This is a genomic window from Vibrio sp. Isolate22, from assembly GCF_022398115.1.
Taxonomy (GTDB): domain Bacteria; phylum Pseudomonadota; class Gammaproteobacteria; order Enterobacterales; family Vibrionaceae; genus Vibrio.
The window spans coordinates 140,914-161,946 of sequence record NZ_JAKEUW010000016.1 but is presented as its reverse complement, the minus strand read 5'-3'; the positions used below and the strand labels follow the sequence as shown (position 1 = coordinate 161,946).

Annotated in this window: 29 protein-coding genes; 5 read left to right on the top strand and 24 right to left on the bottom strand. The window is 44.5% G+C overall.

The genetic code is table 11. The annotated features are described in order from the left end of the window. Nucleotides 1–44: 44 nt before the first annotated feature. From L1D55_RS11880 to L1D55_RS11790, 20 genes are all read right to left on the bottom strand, one after another. Complete coding sequence (locus tag L1D55_RS11880; protein WP_239917554.1) at nt 45–1,037, bottom strand: DUF6236 family protein; 993 nt, start codon at nt 1,035–1,037, stop codon at nt 45–47. An 839-nt stretch (nt 1,038–1,876) separates the two neighbouring features. Further along, nucleotides 1,877–2,032, bottom strand: a complete 156-nt coding sequence (locus tag L1D55_RS11875) for a hypothetical protein (RefSeq protein WP_239917553.1) — start codon at nt 2,030–2,032, stop codon at nt 1,877–1,879. Continuing rightward, complete coding sequence (locus tag L1D55_RS11870; RefSeq protein WP_102279189.1) at nt 2,033–2,251, bottom strand: hypothetical protein; 219 nt, start codon at nt 2,249–2,251, stop codon at nt 2,033–2,035. It lies immediately after the preceding gene. A gap of 36 nt (nt 2,252–2,287) precedes the next feature. Next, nucleotides 2,288–2,716 (bottom strand): M15 family metallopeptidase, encoded by a 429-nt coding sequence (locus tag L1D55_RS11865; protein ID WP_239917552.1) that lies wholly within the window; start codon nt 2,714–2,716, stop codon nt 2,288–2,290. Between the two features lie 73 nt (nt 2,717–2,789). Next, on the bottom strand, nt 2,790–3,473 hold the full coding sequence (locus L1D55_RS11860) for a hypothetical protein (protein WP_239917551.1): 684 nt from the start codon (nt 3,471–3,473) through the stop codon (nt 2,790–2,792). Beyond that, on the bottom strand, nt 3,473–4,123 hold the full coding sequence (locus L1D55_RS11855; RefSeq protein WP_198779009.1) for a hypothetical protein: 651 nt from the start codon (nt 4,121–4,123) through the stop codon (nt 3,473–3,475). Before L1D55_RS11855 ends, L1D55_RS11860 begins: the two co-directional genes overlap by 1 nt. Further along, a complete protein-coding gene (locus L1D55_RS11850; RefSeq protein ID WP_239917550.1) occupies nt 4,120–5,043 on the bottom strand; it encodes a hypothetical protein in 924 nt (307 codons plus the stop codon). The genes L1D55_RS11855 and L1D55_RS11850 overlap by 4 nt, the downstream gene beginning before the upstream one ends. Continuing rightward, entirely contained in the window at nt 5,024–5,230 is a 207-nt protein-coding gene (locus tag L1D55_RS11845; protein ID WP_198779011.1) for a hypothetical protein, read from the bottom strand. Before L1D55_RS11845 ends, L1D55_RS11850 begins: the two co-directional genes overlap by 20 nt. Beyond that, the gene (locus L1D55_RS11840) at nt 5,230–5,376 is read right to left on the bottom strand and encodes a hypothetical protein (RefSeq protein ID WP_198779012.1); all 147 of its coding nucleotides are present in this window, start codon (nt 5,374–5,376) and stop codon (nt 5,230–5,232) included. The genes L1D55_RS11845 and L1D55_RS11840 overlap by 1 nt, the downstream gene beginning before the upstream one ends. Nucleotides 5,377–5,378: 2 nt before the next feature. Beyond that, complete coding sequence (locus L1D55_RS11835; RefSeq protein WP_198779013.1) at nt 5,379–5,651, bottom strand: hypothetical protein; 273 nt, start codon at nt 5,649–5,651, stop codon at nt 5,379–5,381. Between the two features lie 9 nt (nt 5,652–5,660). Further along, nucleotides 5,661–6,476: a major capsid protein P2 gene (locus L1D55_RS11830; protein ID WP_141925965.1), complete on the bottom strand. Its 816-nt coding sequence runs from the start codon at nt 6,474–6,476 to the stop codon at nt 5,661–5,663. Nucleotides 6,477–6,488: 12 nt separating this feature from the next. Next, entirely contained in the window at nt 6,489–6,617 is a 129-nt protein-coding gene (locus tag L1D55_RS27580) for a hypothetical protein (protein ID WP_256099348.1), read from the bottom strand. A gap of 151 nt (nt 6,618–6,768) precedes the next feature. After that, nucleotides 6,769–7,533, bottom strand: coding sequence for a hypothetical protein (locus tag L1D55_RS11825; protein WP_239917549.1), 765 nt, complete (start codon nt 7,531–7,533; stop codon nt 6,769–6,771). After that, complete coding sequence (locus tag L1D55_RS11820; RefSeq protein WP_239917548.1) at nt 7,493–7,960, bottom strand: hypothetical protein; 468 nt, start codon at nt 7,958–7,960, stop codon at nt 7,493–7,495. Before L1D55_RS11820 ends, L1D55_RS11825 begins: the two co-directional genes overlap by 41 nt. Continuing rightward, on the bottom strand, nt 7,947–8,486 hold the full coding sequence (locus L1D55_RS11815) for a hypothetical protein (RefSeq protein WP_239917547.1): 540 nt from the start codon (nt 8,484–8,486) through the stop codon (nt 7,947–7,949). The genes L1D55_RS11820 and L1D55_RS11815 overlap by 14 nt, the downstream gene beginning before the upstream one ends. Beyond that, a complete protein-coding gene (locus L1D55_RS11810) occupies nt 8,479–8,796 on the bottom strand; it encodes a hypothetical protein (RefSeq protein ID WP_239917546.1) in 318 nt (105 codons plus the stop codon). Before L1D55_RS11810 ends, L1D55_RS11815 begins: the two co-directional genes overlap by 8 nt. Before the next feature lie 64 nt (nt 8,797–8,860). Next, entirely contained in the window at nt 8,861–10,690 is a 1,830-nt protein-coding gene (locus tag L1D55_RS11805; protein ID WP_239917545.1) for a replication endonuclease, read from the bottom strand. Beyond that, nucleotides 10,690–10,884 (bottom strand): hypothetical protein, encoded by a 195-nt coding sequence (locus L1D55_RS11800; RefSeq protein ID WP_239917544.1) that lies wholly within the window; start codon nt 10,882–10,884, stop codon nt 10,690–10,692. The genes L1D55_RS11805 and L1D55_RS11800 overlap by 1 nt, the downstream gene beginning before the upstream one ends. Before the next feature lie 9 nt (nt 10,885–10,893). Further along, nucleotides 10,894–11,124, bottom strand: a complete 231-nt coding sequence (locus L1D55_RS11795) for a hypothetical protein (protein WP_239917543.1) — start codon at nt 11,122–11,124, stop codon at nt 10,894–10,896. A 9-nt stretch (nt 11,125–11,133) separates the two neighbouring features. Then, on the bottom strand, nt 11,134–11,388 hold the full coding sequence (locus L1D55_RS11790; protein WP_017078248.1) for a pyocin activator PrtN family protein: 255 nt from the start codon (nt 11,386–11,388) through the stop codon (nt 11,134–11,136). A 140-nt stretch (nt 11,389–11,528) separates the two neighbouring features. On the opposite strand from L1D55_RS11790, the gene L1D55_RS11785 reads away from it, so the two are divergent. The 3 genes from L1D55_RS11785 to L1D55_RS11775 all read left to right on the top strand — a co-directional run bounded on the left by L1D55_RS11785 (nt 11,529) and on the right by L1D55_RS11775 (nt 13,518). Continuing rightward, the gene (locus L1D55_RS11785) at nt 11,529–12,140 is read left to right on the top strand and encodes a S24 family peptidase (RefSeq protein WP_102313230.1); all 612 of its coding nucleotides are present in this window, start codon (nt 11,529–11,531) and stop codon (nt 12,138–12,140) included. Nucleotides 12,141–12,580: 440 nt separating this feature from the next. Continuing rightward, on the top strand, nt 12,581–13,039 hold the full coding sequence (gene zur, locus L1D55_RS11780; protein WP_008224322.1) for a zinc uptake transcriptional repressor Zur: 459 nt from the start codon (nt 12,581–12,583) through the stop codon (nt 13,037–13,039). Between the two features lie 17 nt (nt 13,040–13,056). After that, on the top strand, nt 13,057–13,518 hold the full coding sequence (locus L1D55_RS11775) for a chemotaxis protein CheX (protein WP_004741271.1): 462 nt from the start codon (nt 13,057–13,059) through the stop codon (nt 13,516–13,518). Between the two features lie 141 nt (nt 13,519–13,659). On the opposite strand, the gene pgi is transcribed toward L1D55_RS11775, so the two are convergent. Continuing rightward, nucleotides 13,660–15,312 (bottom strand): glucose-6-phosphate isomerase, encoded by a 1,653-nt coding sequence (pgi, locus tag L1D55_RS11770; RefSeq protein WP_239917542.1) that lies wholly within the window; start codon nt 15,310–15,312, stop codon nt 13,660–13,662. Nucleotides 15,313–15,638: 326 nt separating this feature from the next. Here pgi and L1D55_RS11765 point away from each other — a divergent pair, with 326 nt between their 5' ends. Further along, on the top strand, nt 15,639–16,058 hold the full coding sequence (locus L1D55_RS11765; protein WP_239917541.1) for a secondary thiamine-phosphate synthase enzyme YjbQ: 420 nt from the start codon (nt 15,639–15,641) through the stop codon (nt 16,056–16,058). Between the two features lie 118 nt (nt 16,059–16,176). Here the strand turns inward: L1D55_RS11765 and L1D55_RS11760 are convergent, their stop codons facing one another. Genes L1D55_RS11760 through L1D55_RS11750 form a run of 3 tightly spaced genes read right to left on the bottom strand, consistent with a single transcriptional unit; the run spans nt 16,177 to nt 19,889 of the window. Further along, entirely contained in the window at nt 16,177–17,385 is a 1,209-nt protein-coding gene (locus tag L1D55_RS11760) for a BamA/TamA family outer membrane protein (RefSeq protein WP_239917540.1), read from the bottom strand. Nucleotides 17,386–17,405: 20 nt separating this feature from the next. Beyond that, on the bottom strand, nt 17,406–18,491 hold the full coding sequence (gene alr, locus L1D55_RS11755) for an alanine racemase (RefSeq protein WP_239917539.1): 1,086 nt from the start codon (nt 18,489–18,491) through the stop codon (nt 17,406–17,408). A gap of 6 nt (nt 18,492–18,497) precedes the next feature. Further along, on the bottom strand, nt 18,498–19,889 hold the full coding sequence (locus tag L1D55_RS11750; RefSeq protein ID WP_004741275.1) for a replicative DNA helicase: 1,392 nt from the start codon (nt 19,887–19,889) through the stop codon (nt 18,498–18,500). 175 nt (nt 19,890–20,064) lie between these two features. Between L1D55_RS11750 and L1D55_RS11745 the strand changes: the two genes are divergently transcribed. Continuing rightward, a complete protein-coding gene (locus L1D55_RS11745) occupies nt 20,065–20,949 on the top strand; it encodes a DUF481 domain-containing protein (protein ID WP_239917538.1) in 885 nt (294 codons plus the stop codon). Nucleotides 20,950–21,033 lie beyond the last annotated feature (84 nt).

The following is a 21,033-nucleotide window of genomic DNA, read 5'->3' as shown; positions in this document are numbered from 1 at the left end:
AGGCTCCATATTCATTGTAACGCTTATATAAACACGACTTTAAATCAGTTTGTAAAAGTCGACCTTACACTTTTTATATACGTAAAGTGAGATGGGATATTGCTATGAGATTGAGGTATAAGCTTGGGCGCTATAGCTAATCCAGCAGCTGATAAACCCGCAACAAGAGGAGGAACTCCTAATGCACTCGTTAATGTAGTGGCAGTCCCAGCAGCCAAACCCAACCCAACTATTCCGTCAAAGCCATTTAATACAGATCTCAAAGAATCAACAACGACTCGAAACCTTGATTCTTTCATCACTTTGTTTAGATCTATTAATGCAAGATTAAGTCGATTCATTTCCGTATTAAATGCACGAGCTGGATCTTGAGAGTTTCTGATTGACTGATATAGGTCATCCAAGTAAACCCTAAAAGCAACGAGCTCGTCATAACGACTATCTTTAAATTTTATTATGTCTAATAAACTGGTATCAGCCGAAGGTACTGGTAATAGATTGTATAGGTTAATTTCGACCCCACGCTCATTCTTTTCATCAAAAGTAATTGGAGATGAAGACATTTGTCCTTTTGACCAACAGCCTGGTTCTTTAGCATCTAACAACATAAACACATCATTATGTGCATTTAGTATCTGCTCACCAACAGCGCGGTCAAGTGCAACATTTCGACAGTTATCAATCTTACCGAGCCCGGTTCTACCACCAAACCTTATGTTTCTCATATATATTTCTTGGCTATTCGCCAAGTTAAAAACATACCCATCATATTGAGGGCCATATGCAGTTCTCTCAAGCCTACCTGCATCTTGAAGTAATCTAAACTGGTCGCAATCAAAATCAATATATGTTGATCGAGGAACATTTATTTTGTCCCAATACAGCAAGTATTTCCTGAGTTCAAAATCATCAACAGCCGATTCAAACAAAACATCACCTGTTGGGCGGTAGATAAATTTTGGCGATAAAACTATACCCCGATCCATAAGCATCTCATTGATTAAGAAATAGAACTGTAACTTACCACGACCATACAATATTTTAGAGCCCTTTTAGAACTCAAAAGTACTAAGTGTTCACATAACACAGCTTGCCGCTACATCTATGTTATAAACAAGAGTAACAATAACTTCCTTACAGTCTTTTAAATCATGAAGAAGCAACATTACCTCCCCCATATCTAACAGCCAAAAAATCAAATAACTTAACAACTTAAATGTAATTTCGACCAAAAAACAAGGTTATAAGTTTTAGCCAAAGATCAAGAGTTTTTTTTTTTGAGGTGTAGCAAAATATAGCATTCTTAAAACGCGATATTTATACAATCAAGTCGCATATATCACCATCAGTTAGTGGCCACTAACAGTTTTTTTTCCATCCACCACTTATCCACAACCGCCTCCATTTCTTTGCCTTGAAATATACTAGTTGGGGCACTATCTTGTAAGCCTTAAGAGAAGAAGCACACTATGTAGTGTTTTTTTATTCACAACGTAGAAGGGGAAGTTATACAAGCGCTGGAGATTATTTAACCATAAACGAAGAACCCCACCAAAAGGCAGGGTTCGAATTCGAAGCCAAGTCTAGAGTAACGCCAATTACTCGAAAAGTGACTACTAGATATCTAAATCTCAATATCTGACACCGAGACTATAGATCGTGGATACTGGCTTGGCAATCAAATTAACACAACCATCAAGGTGTGATTATGTTGTCAAAAAGCGTCAAAGCTATACTGCGTAAGGTGTTCAACACAGGTTTTACTATTTTCAAATTAAGACCGGATTTTTTTGTCAAGGGACTAATTTACTGTGTCAATACAGTCGTAGACTTGATTAAAGAATAACTAAAAGAGACAGTCGCAAGGCTGTCTCTTTTACCCGTTACCACTTTCAAGCCTTGTAATACGATCATCCATCTTTTCCATCATTAAGCGCAGCCACTTAACATCTGTTTTAAGTGCGATACCAACGCCCACACCACTGGATAAAGCACTGGCAACCGCGACTATTAGCGTTTGATACTCTGCCATTTACTTGAACTCATTGCGTAGGGTTTCCCATAGGCCAAATACTATTGGGGCACTTACGCCAATAATGCCACCGAATTGAACACCGTCTGCCGATACACTAGCGGTGATAAGTTCAGGGTGACCAGCTACCAAAGCAGCTCCCGCGCCAAGTAACGCTAAACCCTTTTTAGTGGATGGTTGGTCAAGGTCGATTCCGATTTTTTCTAATAAGCTTTTCATAGTAATTTACTCTTCCTTAAATACTTGATTGTGTAACTATGAGTAATGGGCTCTATCAAGTTCGATATGAGGACCATCTTTAAAGCTGACCCAATCACCGCCCCATACAATCGGAATACCTAACTCGTCCGCTGCCTGTTTGAATGCCCAACTCACTTGTTCGTAATAACTAAAGCCCCACGTCACTTTGCCGCTTTCGTCGTACACCACAAAATCAACCGCGCAGCCTGATTGGTGACGGCTTTTCTTGCTGTACCCGTCTAACTGGCTGGCGCCTTGTTTGAATAGAGCGTTTTGCTCCTCTGCGGTGCGCTTACCTGATGTGATACCAAAATCAAAAGGGGTTAGCTCAATAGCTCGGCGAACGACACGTTTTAAATCACCGTGTACGCCCACCATGCGCATCTCACTTCTAGCTGATAAAGCAAACCCACCCACTATTTTGATTATCTTGTCTTTTTTCATTAGATATCCCCCAAGCAGGATTAGAAAAAGCAGTCCTAAAAAATACTTAATATTCATTACCGTCAACGCCTTGTTAATTCGGTATTGGGGGAGAGACTTCCTCAGCAATCCACGCCTTTTTGACATGAATAAACCCAAACAAGCTTTCTAATGTTGCAGGAGCCTCTTCCAAGTAAACCATCACATCATTAGTTATATCTTCCACATCGAAAGACATTTGAAGCTCTGACTCTGCAATACTGGCTACATCGCCTGCTTGAACATTGAGAACAACATCAGACGAACCACCAAATACCAATGACGAATCACTCGAAGAGTACGCTGCTGTCACACTGCAGTACGTACCTCTATATGATGGGGCGGCTTGAGTCTTAATTCCGATTACGCAAGAAATCGGACTATCTAACGCGCTCACCTTCGCAGCCGTTGACGCATCGAGGTTTACTTTCCCCTTGAGCGTAACCCCAAGTAGAAAGGAGACAGAATCATAAGGCTCTGCTTTCGTTAGCAAGTCGACAGCCGACTTCAATTCCAATCTTCGACCGTATTCACCATTAATGCTCTCATCTCGATGATACAGAGCGGCATTATGACCGCGCTCAGAGTCATCATGAGTGTTGTTTAAGATGGTCACGAAACCGGATGCACTCCCACCATATTGAGCATCTAGAGGAATACAGGACAAAACATTAGCCCCGACTTCCCCAACGGAGCCCGAATTCGAAGAGCCTTGAGGCGGGTTTGAAAGTTGAAACATTAAATAAACTCCCCTACTTTTACGCTGTCACCCAACGCACCTTTCAACGTCACAATGGCATCTGTTTGAATTAACGCGTGACCGCCAGCCGCAAGGTCAATAAAGCCTTGCACCAAGACGGGACTAGCATTTCTGGTGGAAGCCTGAATAAAGAGCCCTTTACGCCCTGCTTTCCCATCAATAACTTGCTCATCGCTTGTTAAATCCAATAATCCACTGCCGACCTTTTGCAAGGTGTACAAGTCAGCAAGCTTTTCCACCTTGAGGACATCATTTTGAATGCGTGTTTTTACCTCGGCTTGGACTTCGCCCACCTTGATAGGGGATAGAACTTTATCAACCGTAATTGGCGTTAAAATCTCGCTGATCGCTACCGAGTTACTGATATCAATTTTTTGTGCTTTGGTAATGATTGGAATATCTGCAATTTGATACTCAATCGTCACGGCATCCGCTTTGTGATTAAACAGTTCAAGCTCATCAAAACGAGTAATATCAACCGTGTCACCGCGCTCAATCTCTACAGGTCGCAGAGCATCACCGCGCAACATAACGGTATTGCTAGCCTCCCGCATGATGAGGTACTTACCCGACTGACCAGCATTAAATTTAATGGTTTCACCCATCTTTAAGGTATGCAGTTGCTTCATTGCTTACGCCCCGCGAACATATAAGCCATAGTTAACACTGAAACGAGAATCCCCACGATAAGAGACACATTTTTCAGTAACTCGTTATTGCTTTCGTTCTCACCCGTTTGCTCTCGTGCTTTTGCCGCCCCTGCTATAGCAAGTGCCGCTTTGGTCGTTTCAGTTTGTTGGCCTGCCATAGACTTAATGGAATCTATCGCGTGCTCACTAAGACTTGCATTTGCATCTAATGCACTCTCACCAAAGCTGAATGCTCCATCTAAAGCTTTCTCACCAAACTCCAAAGACGCATCAACGGTATCTGCTGAAAAATCTAATGTGTCAGTTCCGAATTTAAACGCCTCTTCTGCCGTTCGACCTGCAACTGCCATTGCACCATGGTCAGTCATGCTTAAATTAATGTCAGAGTTTTCTATCCCTGACAGAGCAAAGCCATTGTTATCACCACCGATACCTTGGCTATTACTTTTGTTTGTGGTTGTGGTGACGGTTTTAGCGTCACTTCTTGAGCTGCTTCTTCCGCCCATATCATCAAACCTTATCTGTAATACATGCTCATTCTTGTGAGTTTCAATCTCTCGAACGGGCAATCGTAATTTACGCTGAATATAGCGATAGGCTCCGCGTTTACTAAAGTGGGCGCGAATGGAGTCAAACCCATTCGCTTTGCCGTGATTAATTGCACTGAGCGTCCCTGCTGCCATATCCCCCGCTAAAGCCACCACAACCAACTCTTTTGAGCCTGATTGTGACTGCTCACCACGGAGTAACATGTAGGTATCTTCCACGCGATAAAGGGACTCTCGCCCCTCCTTAACTTCAATTTCTGCTTGCTTGAGGTAATCACCAAGGGCTTTACATAGCCTCGGCTTGGCATTACTCCAAGTCTCAGGAATTAAGTTACTTTCGAGTGAGAACATACAGCGCAATCAGAGCAACAAGCGCAATTCCCCACCACGGTATGCCGTTGTTACTGCCAAAATTCATTCCGCCAACAGTAAAGCCACTGTTATTCGTAGTGTTAGACGTGTTACCTGACTTTGCAGGACCCGAAGACCCGCCTGTCAGACCACCACCACCCGTTAAAGACGTCAAAGAGCCTAGCATTAGCGAAATACTCCCGATTTGTAGGCAAGGTATAGAAGGGCAACCACTGCGGTAGCAGTCAGAGCTTTATTGATACCCTGACTCACACCAAACCCAAGCGCAGACCCAAGCCCAAGACCACCTAACCCCATAAAAATTAATGGCATAACTATTTACCTTTCAGCATGGTGACAAGTAGAACCAGCACTAACAGCGCAGCAATACCGCCACCGATATAAAGCAGGGTGTTATCTTTCGCTACAAGCGAACCTTGAGGGGTTGTAACTGCATTGCCGTTGTTATCAACAACGGGTGCATTTGGTTGTTGAGTTGTGCTCGGGTTAGATGAATTATCATCATCACCAAACAGCCAATCGGCATTTTCACCTACGCTATCGAGCGCACCGCCCCCAAACTCCAAGAGGTCATCAAAAAAGCTCATCTCGGCTCCTTAGCTGCGACCCGCGAGCATTTCTGGGCGAACAACTTTCACCGATTCAACCAAGATAGGAATTGAGCCAGCTACATCACTCGTTGTTACAGAGAACTTCAAGTTAGAGCTGTGCTGCGTTGGAAATAGCTCATCAATAGAGAAACCACGCACAATTGGGTCGAAATGAAAGTAACCCGCTTGAGGTGTACGCTCATTACGCTTGGCGTTCGCTTCATTGATAAACTTGTTGGCTTCGTACTCTTTTACAAAGTCGCGCTCAACTTCGAGTTTAGTGATACCCGTATGCATAAAGTGCGCACGACGAAGACTAATCAATGGGCTTGATACTAGGCTTGTAAATTCGTTTACCCCTGCCGCATTCGCAGGCATGGTTTCACGCTTGACCATTGGCACAATAATTCGTGCAGGTTGCGCATTCGTTACCCACGCATGAACTTGAATTGATAGCGGGTCACCACTGGCTTTCGCTTTAAACTGAATATCCAAGTGAATATTGTCACCCGCTTCCGTTACTAGTCCGGTGTAGCGAACACCATTTTTGGTGCGAGCAGTGATATCACTGAATGGGATCACGTAATGACCCGTTGTATGAGCACGTTGTTTGTAGCGCTCAAGCATCAAAATCTCACTGCCCGTTAAGACATAGATTTCTTCTGCATTAAGCGTGATAGACAAACGCTCAATATCGGCAGCTTCTGCATTGGTTTCTAATACCAACTCTTGATAAGTAGGTCCGACAGGGATAGGTAAAGTACCTTTTTGTCCCCAAGCAGCACCGACCATTGAGTTAAGTTTGATTGGTTTTACTGACATGTTTAAATCTCCTTAAAACCAGCCACGCTTGCCGTTAATGAGTTCTTTGACTGCTTCTAGCGTTGATACGTTATTGATGATGGCAATCACCAGTAAGGTCAGTGCTACAGCAATCAACATGTTTTTATGTTGTGCTTTCATAAGCTCCCCTGTCTCTCGACGTTGGATTGTGAATAATCAAATTGAGCGTTTATCAAATAGGAGTAAAGTGAAAAAAGGAAGAAAAGGTAACCTATAGGTTGGACGGGTAACCTATAGGTTGGACGGGTAACCTATAGGTTAAAAAGGTCAATTAACGGTAGTTTAAATTGAGCTTAGAGCCAGACTGACAGTTAAACGCTTTGTGCTCGATATTGCCGATACCATCACCAATCAATAAATATTCGGCTATCGGTTTACCAATGCGCTCTTTATTGACCTTGGCAGACTTTAGCCCTGCAACGGTGTTGACATCTAACCCACGCTTATCAGCAATCCAGTGTGCATCACTCATTGAGTTGACCGCCCCCACCCACCAAACACTTGATTGTTCAGTCACGGTTTTAGGTACCTCTTGACCACGTTGAAACACCGTATGAACAACGAGACCATACTGACGCCCACCTCGTAAAAGCTCACCCGCACGACCTCGAAGCTTGCCTGCGGTTTCAACACATGAGGCTAATTCTTCGATAACGGTATAAAGCTTACTGGCTCGACCATTACCCACCGACCACACCACCGATGCAAAGAACTCTAATTCATCGCCAGTTGCCCCGTTCTTGGGGATATAAGCCAGCTTAAACGACCCACCACGACGACGCGCCATAATGAGTGTTTTGACAAAGGTTAAACGTGATGAAGTGCCGTGACACATTTGACCTTGGAACTTGCTTCCTGCGTAGTTGGTGTAGGGGTCAAAGAAGACCACTTGAGCCGTTTTTGGGACTAGTCCCAAATGCTTAACAGCTGAGGTTTTACCTCCACCCGTTCCCGCCACATAAATCGTGTGCTCGGCATCATGCGACGGGTTCGAGTTAACGGGGTTCGGTAGAGCTAGGGGCTTCAGCTTTTTCACCGTCCACCTCCTTTGATTGTTGCAACATTACCAATTGCTTTTTAGAGGCATAAATCAAACCAAGAACCGCAAGCAATAGAGTTGCCTCTTCGATGTAATCCCCAAACACGCCCATAAATGCATTACCGTGTTTTGCAAAGACAGGCTCAGCAGCATCCATCACCGCTTGTTTACCTTTACCGTCAAACTCAAATTCAACCCCTGAAATGATGGAGGTCGCTTGCTCAGTTAAGGCAAACAAAATATTCAGTAAGCCCGCCATAGCCTGAGTTTTATCTTCGGTTTGCGCCTCAGCTGACTCGGTTAAACCAATCAAATCGCTATCGGTTTTCTCTTGTTCTTCAAGCTGATTAATAACGGAGCCAAAGTCCCCCCAATCATCCAGTTCAATTTGCTCACCTGGTAAGGTTTCGTTAGCTTGCTCCATGCTCCCCCCCTTGCGTTTGCTTGGTTGGGGCTTTCGGTAGCAATTGAGACACCGCCCAAATGATGAAGATAAACGACGCTAACCCCGCGAATACTCGTTTAAAAGGGAATTTACTTAGGGGACTTTCTGTTTTTTCAGTTACGACCGTTTCGGTTACCTCTCGGTTAGAAACCTCGTCTTTACTGACTTCATCCACTTGCACCGATTCGGTTAACCCAATTGCATCGGTAGGGTTAGGCTCAGTTATCAAATCAGACTCAATAACCGAACCTTTTTCGGTTGAGTTCGGTTTAAGTTCGCTTAACTCTGCGACGGAATTTGCTTTGATGAACTCCGTAACCTTTTTACTATTCGAACTATTACCGCACTCAGGGCAACGGTAATACATGAGCCCAATGTTACGACTGTTCTTTGGTGGCTCACCAGACGCAATCAATTGTCCCTCACCCACTTGGTGAGTAGTGGCGGCAGACTGGCAAACAGGACAGGAAATATACCCACGAATAGGATTTTCATATTTAGCCATGTTTCACCTCAACGCTCTCCACTTCACTAAGCTTTTCTTGGTTAGCAACAACGACAGCGCGGTATTTACTTCGCGCCACTCCATTGAGTTTTTCGAGCTGCTCTAATTGCTCAAATAAATTGACGGGAAGCCCTAACGCCTCCAGTGATAAGTTGCCACCCATCAGCATTCCCACGGCTTTTTTCATGAGCTTGCTGGTATCCATTTCTTTGAAGCGGTCGATTTCCACTTTCATGTTATTCGTTAGCTTGTCAGCCGCATCCAAAGCGGCTAAATCTCTCTGGCACTCTTCAAGCGATAGTATTTTCATTTCAATCCTCTGTCTCACGACGTTGTTAAGTGTTTCGCCCCTGATTCACATCGTTGGCAATGGTTTAATACACAATCAGACGGTTGTTTCTAAAACTGATACTCGTGTATTTATCAATTTGAACTTTGGCTCCCCGCATCAGCGGTGATATCAAGCATTGGACTCCCTCTACGCTCCATCCGGTCGCGCGTTGAAGATGTTCAACTAAGGGAGAGTTACAGTTATTTTCAGTGCTCCAAGGTGAGACGCTCCGCGCCTCTTGAAGACGCTTCACGTCTTTTTTCTTAACGAGCGAATAGCACTCGCTAGATGTTTCGATAAGACGACCGAGCCAAGAAAAGCCGATCACCTTTTTGGTTGTTTCACCGTATTGGTTTTGTTTCGATTGGTAGGCAACTTTTGCACTATCAGCCAATTGGCAGAACAGCGACCACTTCGAAGAATCTGCCGCTTGGCGCAGCTCTTCGAGCTTTGGGTCTATCATGGTCTGTTCCGGTTTTGCCCTGCGTAGGTTTCGCCAAAGGGACACAGGTTTGCCACCAAATTGCTGAAATTGGCGGATGCGATGAGTGGAAGCCCAAGCGCGAGCACGATAAGCAGATTCTTCACCCTCGCTCTCAGGCATGTGCTTTCCATTGATGTTTTTCGATACGTATTTAGCAATGTAGGCAGTCGCCCCACCCTTTTTCGGATCAGCCTCTTTCACATCAAAGCGAGGCGAAATATCAGATCCAAGCTCGAACCTATCCTCAGAGATCGCGCACGACTTTAAGGTTTTGATTATCAAATCTTTGTCGTCAGGTGAGCAAAATAGAAAGTAGTGAGCATGGCTAGTCGCGTCCTTATGTGGCTCAGCCACTCGAAACCCAAAATAATGAATATCTTCCTTAGCTATCAAGGCACGACCTAAAGCCCACTGCTGCATAAGAACTTGGTGACCATCTTTGATACTCGCCCCTTTCCAATTTTTAGAGACTCGGTGATATTTACTCGGCAGCGTCCAAGTAATAAACAGTGCGGTATAGCCCAAGTCTTGAGCCAGCTCTTCGAAACCACGAGAGCGCACCATCATTTCAATACGACGATTTTCTGGGTTTGCAGTGGTTCGCTTGATCACATCTTCAAGGTTGAACGATTCGCCCGTCTCGTTATTCATCACCGCCATGGTTTCAAGAAATGCTTTAGCATCACGTTGTTTCTGTTTCCAGTTAGCGAATGACAACGCACTAATCACTGGGGACTGGTGTTTACCTTGCCCCACACGCTCAAGCGTGATTTGTGAATACTCAATGTATTGCGCTCGGAGGTGTAACAAGCGTCCCTCAATCCAAGATTCAGATTGCATCTTGAGTACCGCGACCTGTAGGTCTTGCTCTAGCTCTTCCGGTTTCTTATCGCGCTTTTTTAGGTTCACTTGTGGCGCATTAACATGAATTGTTTTTAGTTCGGCTGACTGCAATTGGTAAACATGCTCTATCGCATCTAAAAAGCTTTTGAATACTTCAGGTTGGCTTTCTTCAGTAAGCATTAACGCACATTTATCAGCGAACTCTTTTGCTAGTTCGCTGACAGCATCATCACGCATCAAAATATCGTGGCTTAAAGGTTGAGTTCGGCTCTTGGCGCGACTATCGACAAACGGAAATTTATCCTCAATGAAGTGCGCTCTTTTCAGTCCAAACTTCACCGCGTCTTCTGCCGCGAGTATCAAATTCTCTTTGGTAGGGTTTTGACGCTGCTTACGCTGCACAATTTTGCGCTTCACATCATTACGCACGATTTTAGGTAAGCGAGGAAAGAAGCGTTTAGTGAACGCAGAGTAACGAGGAATGTCCCCTGCTTCACTTTTAGCTTCCATGCTAGCAAGCGCATCTATCGCCACTTGTTCGTTCATTACAGCCCCGCACACGAATGATTTGTGCAAACGTAGTTCATCGGCTTTGCTTTGCGCTTTGAGCGCTTAGACAAGCCGTGTTTCTCGCGTAATTTATCTAGCAAGAAGATAGAGCGTTCGCGTAGCTCCGGCTTTGGGTCAACCATGCCAAGCATATCGGGGCAAGGTAGGTGGATAGGGTCAGAAACGGTCATAACGCCCCCCTAAGCAAAGTTTTGAACGGCAACGATTAGTCCCGTTTCACGGAAATGCTCTAGCCTTAATCGTAGTGGGAACTTGTCATTCTTTAACTCAGCTTCATATGCCGCGAAGTACAGAGCAGAATAATAGGGATATTTCTGCCCAAGACTAAAGGCAGTGTAAGCTGACGCTTTCCCTCTGATAACTAAGCGTAAACGTTTGAAGTCTTGTTTGAGTTGGTTGGTATTTATCATAAGTCCCCCTTAAAGATTCACTGATTGCCATTCGGTTTTAGCTTGCTCATATCGCTTGTCGATATAGGCAGCTAAGTCATCAATTTTGATTAAGGTCGGGCTACGTTCTGAATCGCGCAACTTAAAGGTAGGGACGGGGAAATCACAAGCTTTCGCTCTTTGCTCGGCTGTTCTTGAGGTAATTCCAAAAAACTCTTGGCTAACTTGTTTCAACTCTACCGTTGGATTTCCAAAACGGGCTAATAACGCAAAGTTTGTATTCATAGCTCACCTATTAATCTATTATCTAAGCAACAAAATGAGACTCTAAGCGATTCAAAACCGTCCTAATCGTCCCTAAAGCGATTGAATAATATTAACGATGAGACGCTATTGCAACGCTTTTATTTTAATAGAGGTGCCCTTTGAAGACTATCGACGAACAAATCACAGAACTTAAGCAACTTACAAAAACGGCAAAAATTACAGATTTATCAAAGGCTTTAGGTGTTTCACCATCCACAGTTAGAACATGGCGATCACGCGAAAAAATCCCTGAAAATATTTTTCTTAAAGCTGAAGAGATAGCGCAAGAGCGAGACGGTTTTGGGACACCCAAAGGGTATGTCACTCTAAATTTCTATGATGTGGAAGTTAGTGCAGGACATGGCGCACTTGTCGAACGAGAAGAGAAGTCGACTGAAATTGTTTTTAGTGAAAAGTTCATAAGCAAAAGCATTGGCGTTAACCCTAATGAAGTTTTCTTGATGCCTGTTAGAGGCGATAGCATGGCACCAACACTAAAAAACCAAGCTTTAGTCATGGTTCATAAAGTTGATGAGTTTTCTGGAGATGGTGTTTATGTATTTCGCTTTGATGGTCAGCTGATGGTTAAGAGACTTCAGTTCATGCCAAAGGTGATCAAAGTGGTAAGTGATAACCCTACTTATGAAAACTGGGAATTACTCAAAGATGATTTGAAGAATGAAGATTTTCAGATTATTGGCGAAGTAGTTTGGTCAGGACAGAGAATGTAACACGTAGAAGTAATTTATGGAGTGCGGTACTCCTATAGTACCCCTCAAACTCGCTCAGCCCTTGCTAAGGCTGCTTAATCAATCCAATCGAGCATTGGAGCGACAGACAACCTACATGAATGTGTCATGGCAAAGTACCCTAGTAGCGAGTCAAACAAAGATACTGGAATACCCAGCAAAAGCAAAGTCGGCTATTGTAAAGGCTATACTCTGTTTGTGCTATATGAACTTTGCCTCACACTTTTTTATAAATCATTCACCAGATCTCTAATTCAGCCTCACTAATCAGTTATGCCTTGAGTCACAATGTCATTTTGAGTTACCTTGTCTTATTCAAAGTCGTGGGTCACAATACGCTCTGTACCTGACTTTAATAGAAATCAATGGCTCCTTAGCCGAAATAACCTGAGAATAGGGTTTGTTTAAGGATGTCCGATTGAATGGTGAAGAATTTGGACCACACATTAATAGAGCAAGTTGAAGGGATATGCGCATCGCGTGGCGTTAGATTAACGCCTCAAAGAAAGCGAGTGTTTGAGCTCATCCTCTCTAATAAGAAAGCCTCTAGTGCTTATGAATTATTAGAGCAATTGAAAGTCAGTGAGCCGCAAGCCAAGCCACCTACCGTATATCGCGCTTTGGATTTCTTGTTGGAGCAAGGTTTCATTCACAGAGTTGAGTCAACCAATAGCTTTATATGCTGCTGTTCTTGTAATGCCAACAAACATTTCTCCCAACTACTGATCTGCGATAAATGTGGCACAGTGGTAGAACTACAAGACGATTCCCTTGTGACTCTGCTCGCGAGTAACGCTGAGAAGCATGGCTTTCAATTGACCAACCACGTCATTGAATCGCATGGCATTTGCCAGTCTTGCTCCTCCGAAATGAAAGAATAAGATTATAGAAGAACATTATGCGCGCTGAATTTGTAAACCCGTTTTTAGCTTCTTTGATGAACGTTCTAAAAACGATGGCTTCTCTAGAGTTGAAGCCACAAAAACCAAGAGTTAAGAAAGATGAAATCGCTCGTGGTGATGTATCTGGTTTAATTGGTATGGTTGGTCCACAATCACGTGGTTCAATGTCGATTACCTTTGATGAAGGTCTGGCTCTGGAAATCATGGAAAACATGCTTGGTGAGCGACCAAACGGTTTGAACGAAGAAGTAACCGACATGGTTGGTGAGATCACCAACATGGTAACTGGTGGTGCAAAACGTATTCTTGCGGAAAGCGGCTTCGACTTCGATATGGCAACACCGATTGTGGTTTCTGGTAAAGGCCACACTATTCGTCACAAATGCGAAGGCGCAATTATCATCATGCCTTTCTCATCTCAGTGGGGTAATGCCTTCATCGAGATCTGTTTCGAATAGAAGTAACTACTGCAAAATATTTAGAAGGCTGGCGTCGATACATCAGCCTTTTTTATTACCTGCGATTTAATCATTACTTGCTCTACAGATACAAAAACGCCAACCCTAAGGTCGGCGTTTACTTTTATGCTATCAACTCAATTAAGCTTTAAGTACTTTGAATGCGTTGATTAGACCGTTCGTTGAGCTATCGTGAGATGTCACTTCTGCGTCATCAGCAAGCTCTGGAAGAATTTGGTTTGCTAGTTGCTTACCAAGTTCTACACCCCATTGGTCGAAGCTGAAGATGTTCCAGATAACACCTTGAACGAAGATCTTGTGCTCGTACATCGCGATTAGGTTACCCAGAGAGCGAGGTGTAACTTGCTTAACAAGGATAGAGTTCGTTGGGCGGTTACCTTCAAACACTTTGAAAGGTACTAGTTCAGCCACTTCTTCTGCAGTTTTGCCAGCCGCTAGGAATTCAGCCTCTACCGTTTCTTTTGTCTTACCGAATGCTAGTGCTTCAGTTTGAGCAAAGAAGTTAGACATTAGCTTCTGGTGGTGATCAGATGCTGGGTTGTGGCTGATTGCAGGTGCGATGAAGTCTGATGGGATCAGCTTAGTACCTTGGTGAATCAGTTGGTAGAAAGCGTGCTGGCCGTTTGTACCTGGTTCACCCCAGATGATAGGACCTGTTTGGTACTCTACTGGGTTACCCTCACGGTCTACAAACTTACCGTTTGATTCCATGTTACCTTGCTGGAAGTAAGCCGCAAAACGGTGCATGTACTGGTCGTAAGGTAGAATCGCTTCTGACTCAGCGCCGTGGAAGTTGTTGTACCAAATACCGATAAGCGCAAGGATTACTGGAATGTTGCTTTCAAACTCAGTTGAAGCAAAGTGGTTATCCATTTCGTGAGCACCTTCTAGCAGCTCAACGAAGTTATCGAAGCCTACAGAAAGAGAAATAGAAAGGCCGATCGCAGACCATAGTGAGTAACGACCACCAACCCAGTCCCAGAATTCGAACATGTTATCAGTATCGATACCAAACTCAGCTACCGCAGTTGCGTTAGTCGATAGCGCAGCGAAGTGCTTAGCAACGTGCGCTTCATCACCTGCTTCTGCTAGGAACCAATCACGTGCAGAGTGTGCGTTCGTCATTGTTTCTTGAGTCGTGAATGTTTTTGATGCTACTAGGAATAGTGTTGTTTCTGGGTTCAGAGACTTAAGCGTCTCAACGATGTGCGTACCATCTACGTTCGAAACGAAGTGCATGTTTAGGCGAGTTTTGTATGGCGTTAGTGCTTCAGTCACCATGTATGGACCAAGATCCGAACCGCCGATACCGATGTTCACAACATCAGTGATCTCTTTACCTGTGTAACCTTTCCACTCACCAGAAACGATGCGGTGTGTGAACAGTTCCATTTTTGCTAGTACAGCGTTAACTGCTGGCATTACGTCTTTGCCATCAACCATTACTGGCTTGTCGCTACGGTTACGCAATGCAGTGTGAAGTACTGAACGGCCTTCAGTCTTGTTGATTGCATCACCGCTGAACATCGCTTCAATTGCAGTCTTAACTTCAGTCTCGTTTGCAAGAGCAAATAGGTGCTGCATCGTTTCTGCGTCGATTAGGTTCTTAGAGTAATCGACCAAGATGTCTGAACCGAAACGAGTAGAAAAGCTCTCGAAACGTTTTGCATCTTGAGCAAAAAGCTCTTTCATATCCATATCTTGAGCAGACTCAAAATGAGCTGTTAGAGCTTTCCACGCTTGTGTTTGCGTTGGGTTGATATTTTTCAACATGGTATCTATCCCGATGTTACTGTAGGTTTTATTCTAAACGTCACCTGGGTGATGAATAGAACCCCCGATTAGGCGAAAGTTTATATTTTTCTGTGATGACCAAACCGCGTCACCACTGAAAGATTCTTTGTAATTTTTTTTCACGACGTATTATGCCGTATATGAAGAGCTGTACCTTGAGATAAATCAGGATTAGATTTCCTGAGACAGGAATCGGTACAGACTCTGGCTCTAACATAATTAAATGTGAGCGAGACCTGATAAATTCAAGTTCAAAAGATAGCCTCAAACCACTTTTTTTCCAAATACATTATAAAGGATGGCGTATGTGGATTCAGAAGACTATACACCTAAATGCACAAAAGCGTGGATTTCATCTCATTACTGATGAAATTGAACAACAGATACACGAGATGAACTCTTTATCTGTTGGTTTATTACATCTATTTATTCAGCATACTTCTGCCAGCTTAACGCTCAATGAAAACGCCGATCCGACCGTCCGTAGTGATATGGAGTCACACTTCAACAAGTTTGTGCCCGAACGAGCACCCTACTACAAACACACTTATGAAGGTGATGATGATATGCCAGCTCACATTAAAGCATCGACACTTGGCAACAGTGTGACAATTCCGATCACCAATGGTCGTTTAGCTTTAGGAACATGGCAGGGCATTTACTTAGGGGAGCACCGAGACTACGGTGGTAGCCGCACTGTGGTTGCTACGATTCAGGGGGAGTAGGCTGCTTAAAAGCTAGGTCTTTTTGATAAAAGCAATGCCTTCTTAATAAAAAAAGAGTGGTGTATTTCTACAACCACTCTTATGAAAATAGCATTTAGCCTACTATAGGCAAAAAGCTTTAGAAGGGCTGGTTTATCATAACCCTAAAGGTCCCCTCATCGCCGCCTCGTGCTAATTCAGCACGAACAACAATACCTTCGACTTGGAAGCGAACCGCGCCGCCCAAACTCCACTTCATATCGGTATGCAGTGTTTTGATATCGTACTCATCGGCAACGCGCCCGACTTCGGCAAATGCTACCCACTGCCACCAAGGTAAGTCGTAGTAGTTAATCAGTGGAATATCGTCCAGTGGTTGCCAATCTGGAATCACCCTATACTCTGCTGAGTAATGAACTGCAGAACGTCCATGATAACGCCCCCCGGTATAACCTCTTAAACGGTATAAACCACCTAACCGCGCCTGTTCCGTTTCTGGTGGGCGAGCGCAGTCTTGCCCCGTGCAGTTATCCCAAGTCGGTGTATCTGCAGTATAGAAATCAAATGCTAAGACTTGCTGATCAAACACATCACCTAACGGGCCTAAAGCAAAGTACTGACTGTTTTGAAATGTCCACTTCAGCCATAAGTCGTCGTTAGACCAACTTTCAGCGCCGGTAGTGAACTCAAGATTGGTATGAGAACCCTTGGTTGGGTTACGCGTGCTATCACGATTATCCCAATCAAACGCCAAACTAAAGCCTGTCGCCTCTTCACTATTATTTAAACCCTCCAACTCACGGGAAGTATAAAAAGGCGTAAAGATTATCGAGCTGACACCCGACTCAACCGGCGAAGCAAAGTTCACATCTTTGATTGGTTGAAACGCACCTAATAAACCATGCTCAGCAACATTGCCCCATGGCAACAGATACTTAAACTCAAACTGATAGTTCTCTTCCAAGCCATCAGCAATGGTTTTGTCATCAATTGATGAATCGTTATCGCCTTGGGAACCAATGTAATACGGGTTTTCGTTAAAACGAGCTTGGTACATCTGAGTACTGAACAGTACGTTCTCAGACAATGCAAAGTTAAAAGCAGATAGGAAACCGACGTAGCTGTCTTTATCTGAATACAGCGCCATACCAAACAAAGCGGCTTGAGGTTGCCAAACACCCTTTGCGACACCAGCAACCCCAAAGGTATTACCCATGGTTTCAGTGCTGAAGTAGAAAGGGACAAAGGCAGAGTCTTTTTCTTCACTCAGGGCTGAAGAAGAAAAGCTCACACCTAGTAATGCCATTGCTGACAACACTAGGTGTCGATTGGTTCGCTTGAACACCATTTACTGTACTGAATCCATAGCTACTTCACGTATTCCATAGCTACACGCGAGGTAAGCTTGGTAACTAACTCGTAAGCAATCGTGCCGATATGTTCTGCGACCTCCTCTGAAGGTAACTCTTTGCCCCAAAGTGTCGCTTCATCACCGACTTTATCTTGAGCATTAGGACCAAGGTCAACCGTTAACATGTCCATAGATACTCTGCCTGCAATAGGCACTTTTCGGCCATTCACAAACACAGGTGTGCCGTTAGGGGCAGTTCGAGGGTAGCCATCACCGTAACCAATCGCGATAACACCCACTTTAGTGTCACGCTCACTGGTCCAGTTAGCACCATAGCCCACGCTTTCACCTGCTTTAACATCACGAACGGCAATCAGGTGAGAGGTAAGGGTCATCACTGGCATAAAGCCAAGCTCTTGTGCTGATTTATCAACAAACGGCGATACACCGTAAGAGATGATACCAGGGCGTACCCAATCAAGGTGGCTATCAGGCCAAGCCAACAAACCAGCAGAAGCTGCCAGTGAACGCTCACCTTCACAACCATCAGTAAGAGACAAGAACAATTCCGTCTGCTCTACCGTAGTCGTTCTATCCAGCTCATCAGCACAACCAAAGTGGCTCATGTAACGAAGAGGCTTAGCCACATTCGCACATTGATGCAGACGCTCAACGAAATCTTGGTATTGCTCAGGACGAACGCCCAAGCGGTGCATGCCACTATCGACCTTTAGCCACACCACGACCGGTGTTTCTAAGTCAGCATTCTCTAGCGCGCTTAATTGCTCTTCGCAATGCACCACCGTTTGAATGTTATTAGTGACAAGAATCGGTAAATCGCCCGAAGAGTAAAAGCCTTCGAGCAACAAAATAGGTTTAACAATACCACCAGCACGCAGCTGCAGTGCTTCTTCAATTCGAGCCACACCAAAGGCATCAGAGCTTTTAGAGTGCTTAGCAATGTGCAGTAAGCCGTGACCATAGCCATTGGCTTTGACAACAGACATCACTTTGCACTGCGGGGCTTTCGACTTAATTTGGTTCAGGTTGTGCTCAAGCGCATTTAAATCAATGCTCGCGGTCGCCGCTTTCATATACGTCATTAGCGATTACTCGTCATCAAATGCAGGACCTGCATAGTTATCGAAACGGGAGTGTTGCCCTTGGAATGTCAGACGAACCGAACCGATTGGACCGTTACGTTGCTTACCGATAATGATTTCAGCGATGCCCTTCAGTGAGCTGTCTGGGTTATAAACTTCATCACGGTAGATAAACATGATTAAGTCGGCATCTTGCTCAATCGAGCCCGATTCACGCAAGTCCGAGTTAACTGGGCGTTTATCGGCACGTTGCTCTAGGGAACGGTTAAGCTGAGAAAGTGCCACAACTGGAACGTTCAACTCTTTCGCTAGCGCTTTAAGGGAACGTGAAATCTCGGCGATCTCAAGGGTACGGTTATCGGACAGTGAAGGTACACGCATCAATTGAAGGTAGTCGATCATGATCATTGAAAGACCATCATGTTCACGAGCAATACGACGCGCACGAGAACGTACTTCGGTTGGCGTTAGGCCAGAGCTGTCATCAATGTACATGTTCTTCTTGTCCATGAGGATACCCATGGTCGAAGAGATACGTGCCCAGTCTTCGTCATCAAGTTGACCGGTACGAATTTTGGTTTGGTCCACTCGAGACAGGGATGCAAGCATACGCATCATCAGCTGTTCGCCTGGCATCTCTAGAGAGAAGATAAGCACTGGCTTGTCTTGTTTCATCGCCGCGTTTTCACACAAGTTCATCGCAAAGGTGGTTTTACCCATCGATGGACGTGCCGCCACAATGATTAAATCAGAACCTTGTAGACCGGCGGTTTTCTTGTTGAGGTCATTAAAGCCAGTATCAACACCTGTCACACCGTCTTGCGGAGTTTTGTACAAGATTTCGATACGCTCTAGCGTCTTCTCAAGAATGCTGTCTACGTTTTGAGGGCCTTCGTTTTCACTCGCACGACCTTCCGCAATAGCGAATACTTTACTCTCAGCAAGGTCGAGCAGGTCTTCTGATGTACGACCTTGTGGATCGTAACCAGAATCAGCAATCTCATTCGCCACACCGATCAGGCTACGGACCAATGCACGCTGAGCCACGATATCCGCATAAGCGTTAATGTTAGCCGCACTTGGCGTGTTCTTAGCTAGGTCAGCAAGGTAGGCAAAGCCACCCACTTCTTCAAGTTGCTCACGCAGCTCTAAGTGTTCAGAGAGTGTAATAAGATCCAGAGGAGAGCTTTCTTCAAGGATATCTTTTACCGCTTCAAAGATCAGACGGTGAGGACGACTATAAAAGTCTTTGGCCACAACCTTTTCAGCAACCGTATCCCAGCGTTCGTTATCTAATAACAAACCGCCAATAACAGATTGCTCAGCTTCTAATGAATGTGGCGGGACCTTGATGGCGTCCACCTGATCTTTGGCTGATTTCTGACTTTTGGTATCCACTATGACTACACTCAATAACTAATAATGATCGTTCATTATACCCAAGAACACTCATTTGTAATCCGATCCTATGAGTTTGTTTTATTCTTCAGGAAGAATTTACTTATTGCTGACGGAATTAACCAAGGGTAGCATTACGATCTCGCCATTCATTCACTGTATAACTGAGGTATGCGTGTCCAAACTATTGGCTCTGAGCACTGGTCTTCTAAGCACTGGTCTCCTGAGCGCTCCGATGGCTTTAGCTGATGATGCTAAAACCGATGTTGATGCAATCCTCGACTCGATAGTAGTTCCAGAACCTACTGCTGAGCCGATCGTCGTTGCACCAGCACCTGAAGAAAAAGATATGGATATCGCACCAAGTGATACGAGTGAAACTGAACTGCCAAGCCCACTAAAAACTGAAGTCGAATTTGGATATCAGTCGCATACTGGTAACTCCGATTCACGCTCTCTAAACGCACGCCTAAACGGTGAATACACGGCTGGCCGCCACAGAACCAGTGGCGAATGGAAATACTACAACCTCTATAAAGATGGCGAAGAAGATAAAAGGCAATCGACTTACACAGCTCAGAGTGACTACAAGTTAAGCCCTAAAACCTATCTTTACGGCAGTTTCAAAGGCGTCGATTCACGCTACAGTGCTTACTTTAAGGACTACACCGTTTCGAGCGGTCTGGGTTACCAGTTTTCTAATACCGAAGAGTTTGTATTGGAAGTCGAAGTGGGCCCGGGTTTCCGCTACCAAGAGCCAAACCTCGATGAAATCGACGATGATGACATCATATTCCCAGAGATCGTTGAAGAAGCGATTTTCCGTGGCAACGTGAATACGTCTTGGCAGGTGTTGAAGAATTTGCAGCTAAAAGCCGATGTAACATTGGTGTCTGGTCACAGTAACTTGAAGTTCGATACTGAGTTAGAAGCTATCAACGATATTACTGACAATATCGCGCTGAAGATTGCACACTCTCGCCAGTACCACGATAAGGTACCCGAGGGGCTAGATAAAGAAGACTCAGTTCTCTCCATAAACCTTTTGTTCCAATTCTAATTTCCATGGCTGTTTGTTCAGCCATCAGAGCTTTTTGATCATAGTAAGCTTTTTACCTACTGTAACCCTCCCTTACCCTTTCCT

Excerpts from the sequence above, each read along its gene's own strand:
- L1D55_RS11875 (WP_239917553.1), bottom strand. The coding sequence starts at position 2,032 with ATGGCAGAGTATCAAACGCTAATAGTCGCGGTTGCCAGTGCTTTATCC.
- L1D55_RS11870 (WP_102279189.1), bottom strand. The coding sequence starts at position 2,251 with ATGAAAAGCTTATTAGAAAAAATCGGAATCGACCTTGACCAACCATCC.
- L1D55_RS11865 (WP_239917552.1), bottom strand. The coding sequence starts at position 2,716 with ATGAAAAAAGACAAGATAATCAAAATAGTGGGTGGGTTTGCTTTATCA.
- L1D55_RS11860 (WP_239917551.1), bottom strand. The coding sequence starts at position 3,473 with ATGTTTCAACTTTCAAACCCGCCTCAAGGCTCTTCGAATTCGGGCTCC.
- L1D55_RS11855 (WP_198779009.1), bottom strand. The coding sequence starts at position 4,123 with ATGAAGCAACTGCATACCTTAAAGATGGGTGAAACCATTAAATTTAAT.
- L1D55_RS11850 (WP_239917550.1), bottom strand. The coding sequence starts at position 5,043 with ATGTTCTCACTCGAAAGTAACTTAATTCCTGAGACTTGGAGTAATGCC.
- L1D55_RS11845 (WP_198779011.1), bottom strand. The coding sequence starts at position 5,230 with ATGCTAGGCTCTTTGACGTCTTTAACGGGTGGTGGTGGTCTGACAGGC.
- L1D55_RS11840 (WP_198779012.1), bottom strand. The coding sequence starts at position 5,376 with ATGCCATTAATTTTTATGGGGTTAGGTGGTCTTGGGCTTGGGTCTGCG.
- L1D55_RS11835 (WP_198779013.1), bottom strand. The coding sequence starts at position 5,651 with ATGAGCTTTTTTGATGACCTCTTGGAGTTTGGGGGCGGTGCGCTCGAT.
- L1D55_RS11830 (WP_141925965.1), bottom strand. The coding sequence starts at position 6,476 with ATGTCAGTAAAACCAATCAAACTTAACTCAATGGTCGGTGCTGCTTGG.
- L1D55_RS27580 (WP_256099348.1), bottom strand. The coding sequence starts at position 6,617 with ATGAAAGCACAACATAAAAACATGTTGATTGCTGTAGCACTGACCTTA.
- L1D55_RS11820 (WP_239917548.1), bottom strand. The coding sequence starts at position 7,960 with ATGGAGCAAGCTAACGAAACCTTACCAGGTGAGCAAATTGAACTGGAT.
- L1D55_RS11815 (WP_239917547.1), bottom strand. The coding sequence starts at position 8,486 with ATGGCTAAATATGAAAATCCTATTCGTGGGTATATTTCCTGTCCTGTT.
- L1D55_RS11810 (WP_239917546.1), bottom strand. The coding sequence starts at position 8,796 with ATGAAAATACTATCGCTTGAAGAGTGCCAGAGAGATTTAGCCGCTTTG.
- L1D55_RS11805 (WP_239917545.1), bottom strand. The coding sequence starts at position 10,690 with ATGAACGAACAAGTGGCGATAGATGCGCTTGCTAGCATGGAAGCTAAA.
- L1D55_RS11800 (WP_239917544.1), bottom strand. The coding sequence starts at position 10,884 with ATGACCGTTTCTGACCCTATCCACCTACCTTGCCCCGATATGCTTGGC.
- L1D55_RS11795 (WP_239917543.1), bottom strand. The coding sequence starts at position 11,124 with ATGATAAATACCAACCAACTCAAACAAGACTTCAAACGTTTACGCTTA.
- L1D55_RS11790 (WP_017078248.1), bottom strand. The coding sequence starts at position 11,388 with ATGAATACAAACTTTGCGTTATTAGCCCGTTTTGGAAATCCAACGGTA.
- zur (WP_008224322.1), top strand. The coding sequence starts at position 12,581 with ATGGTGAAGAATTTGGACCACACATTAATAGAGCAAGTTGAAGGGATA.
- L1D55_RS11775 (WP_004741271.1), top strand. The coding sequence starts at position 13,057 with ATGCGCGCTGAATTTGTAAACCCGTTTTTAGCTTCTTTGATGAACGTT.
- pgi (WP_239917542.1), bottom strand. The coding sequence starts at position 15,312 with ATGTTGAAAAATATCAACCCAACGCAAACACAAGCGTGGAAAGCTCTA.
- L1D55_RS11765 (WP_239917541.1), top strand. The coding sequence starts at position 15,639 with ATGTGGATTCAGAAGACTATACACCTAAATGCACAAAAGCGTGGATTT.
- L1D55_RS11760 (WP_239917540.1), bottom strand. The coding sequence starts at position 17,385 with ATGGTGTTCAAGCGAACCAATCGACACCTAGTGTTGTCAGCAATGGCA.
- alr (WP_239917539.1), bottom strand. The coding sequence starts at position 18,491 with ATGACGTATATGAAAGCGGCGACCGCGAGCATTGATTTAAATGCGCTT.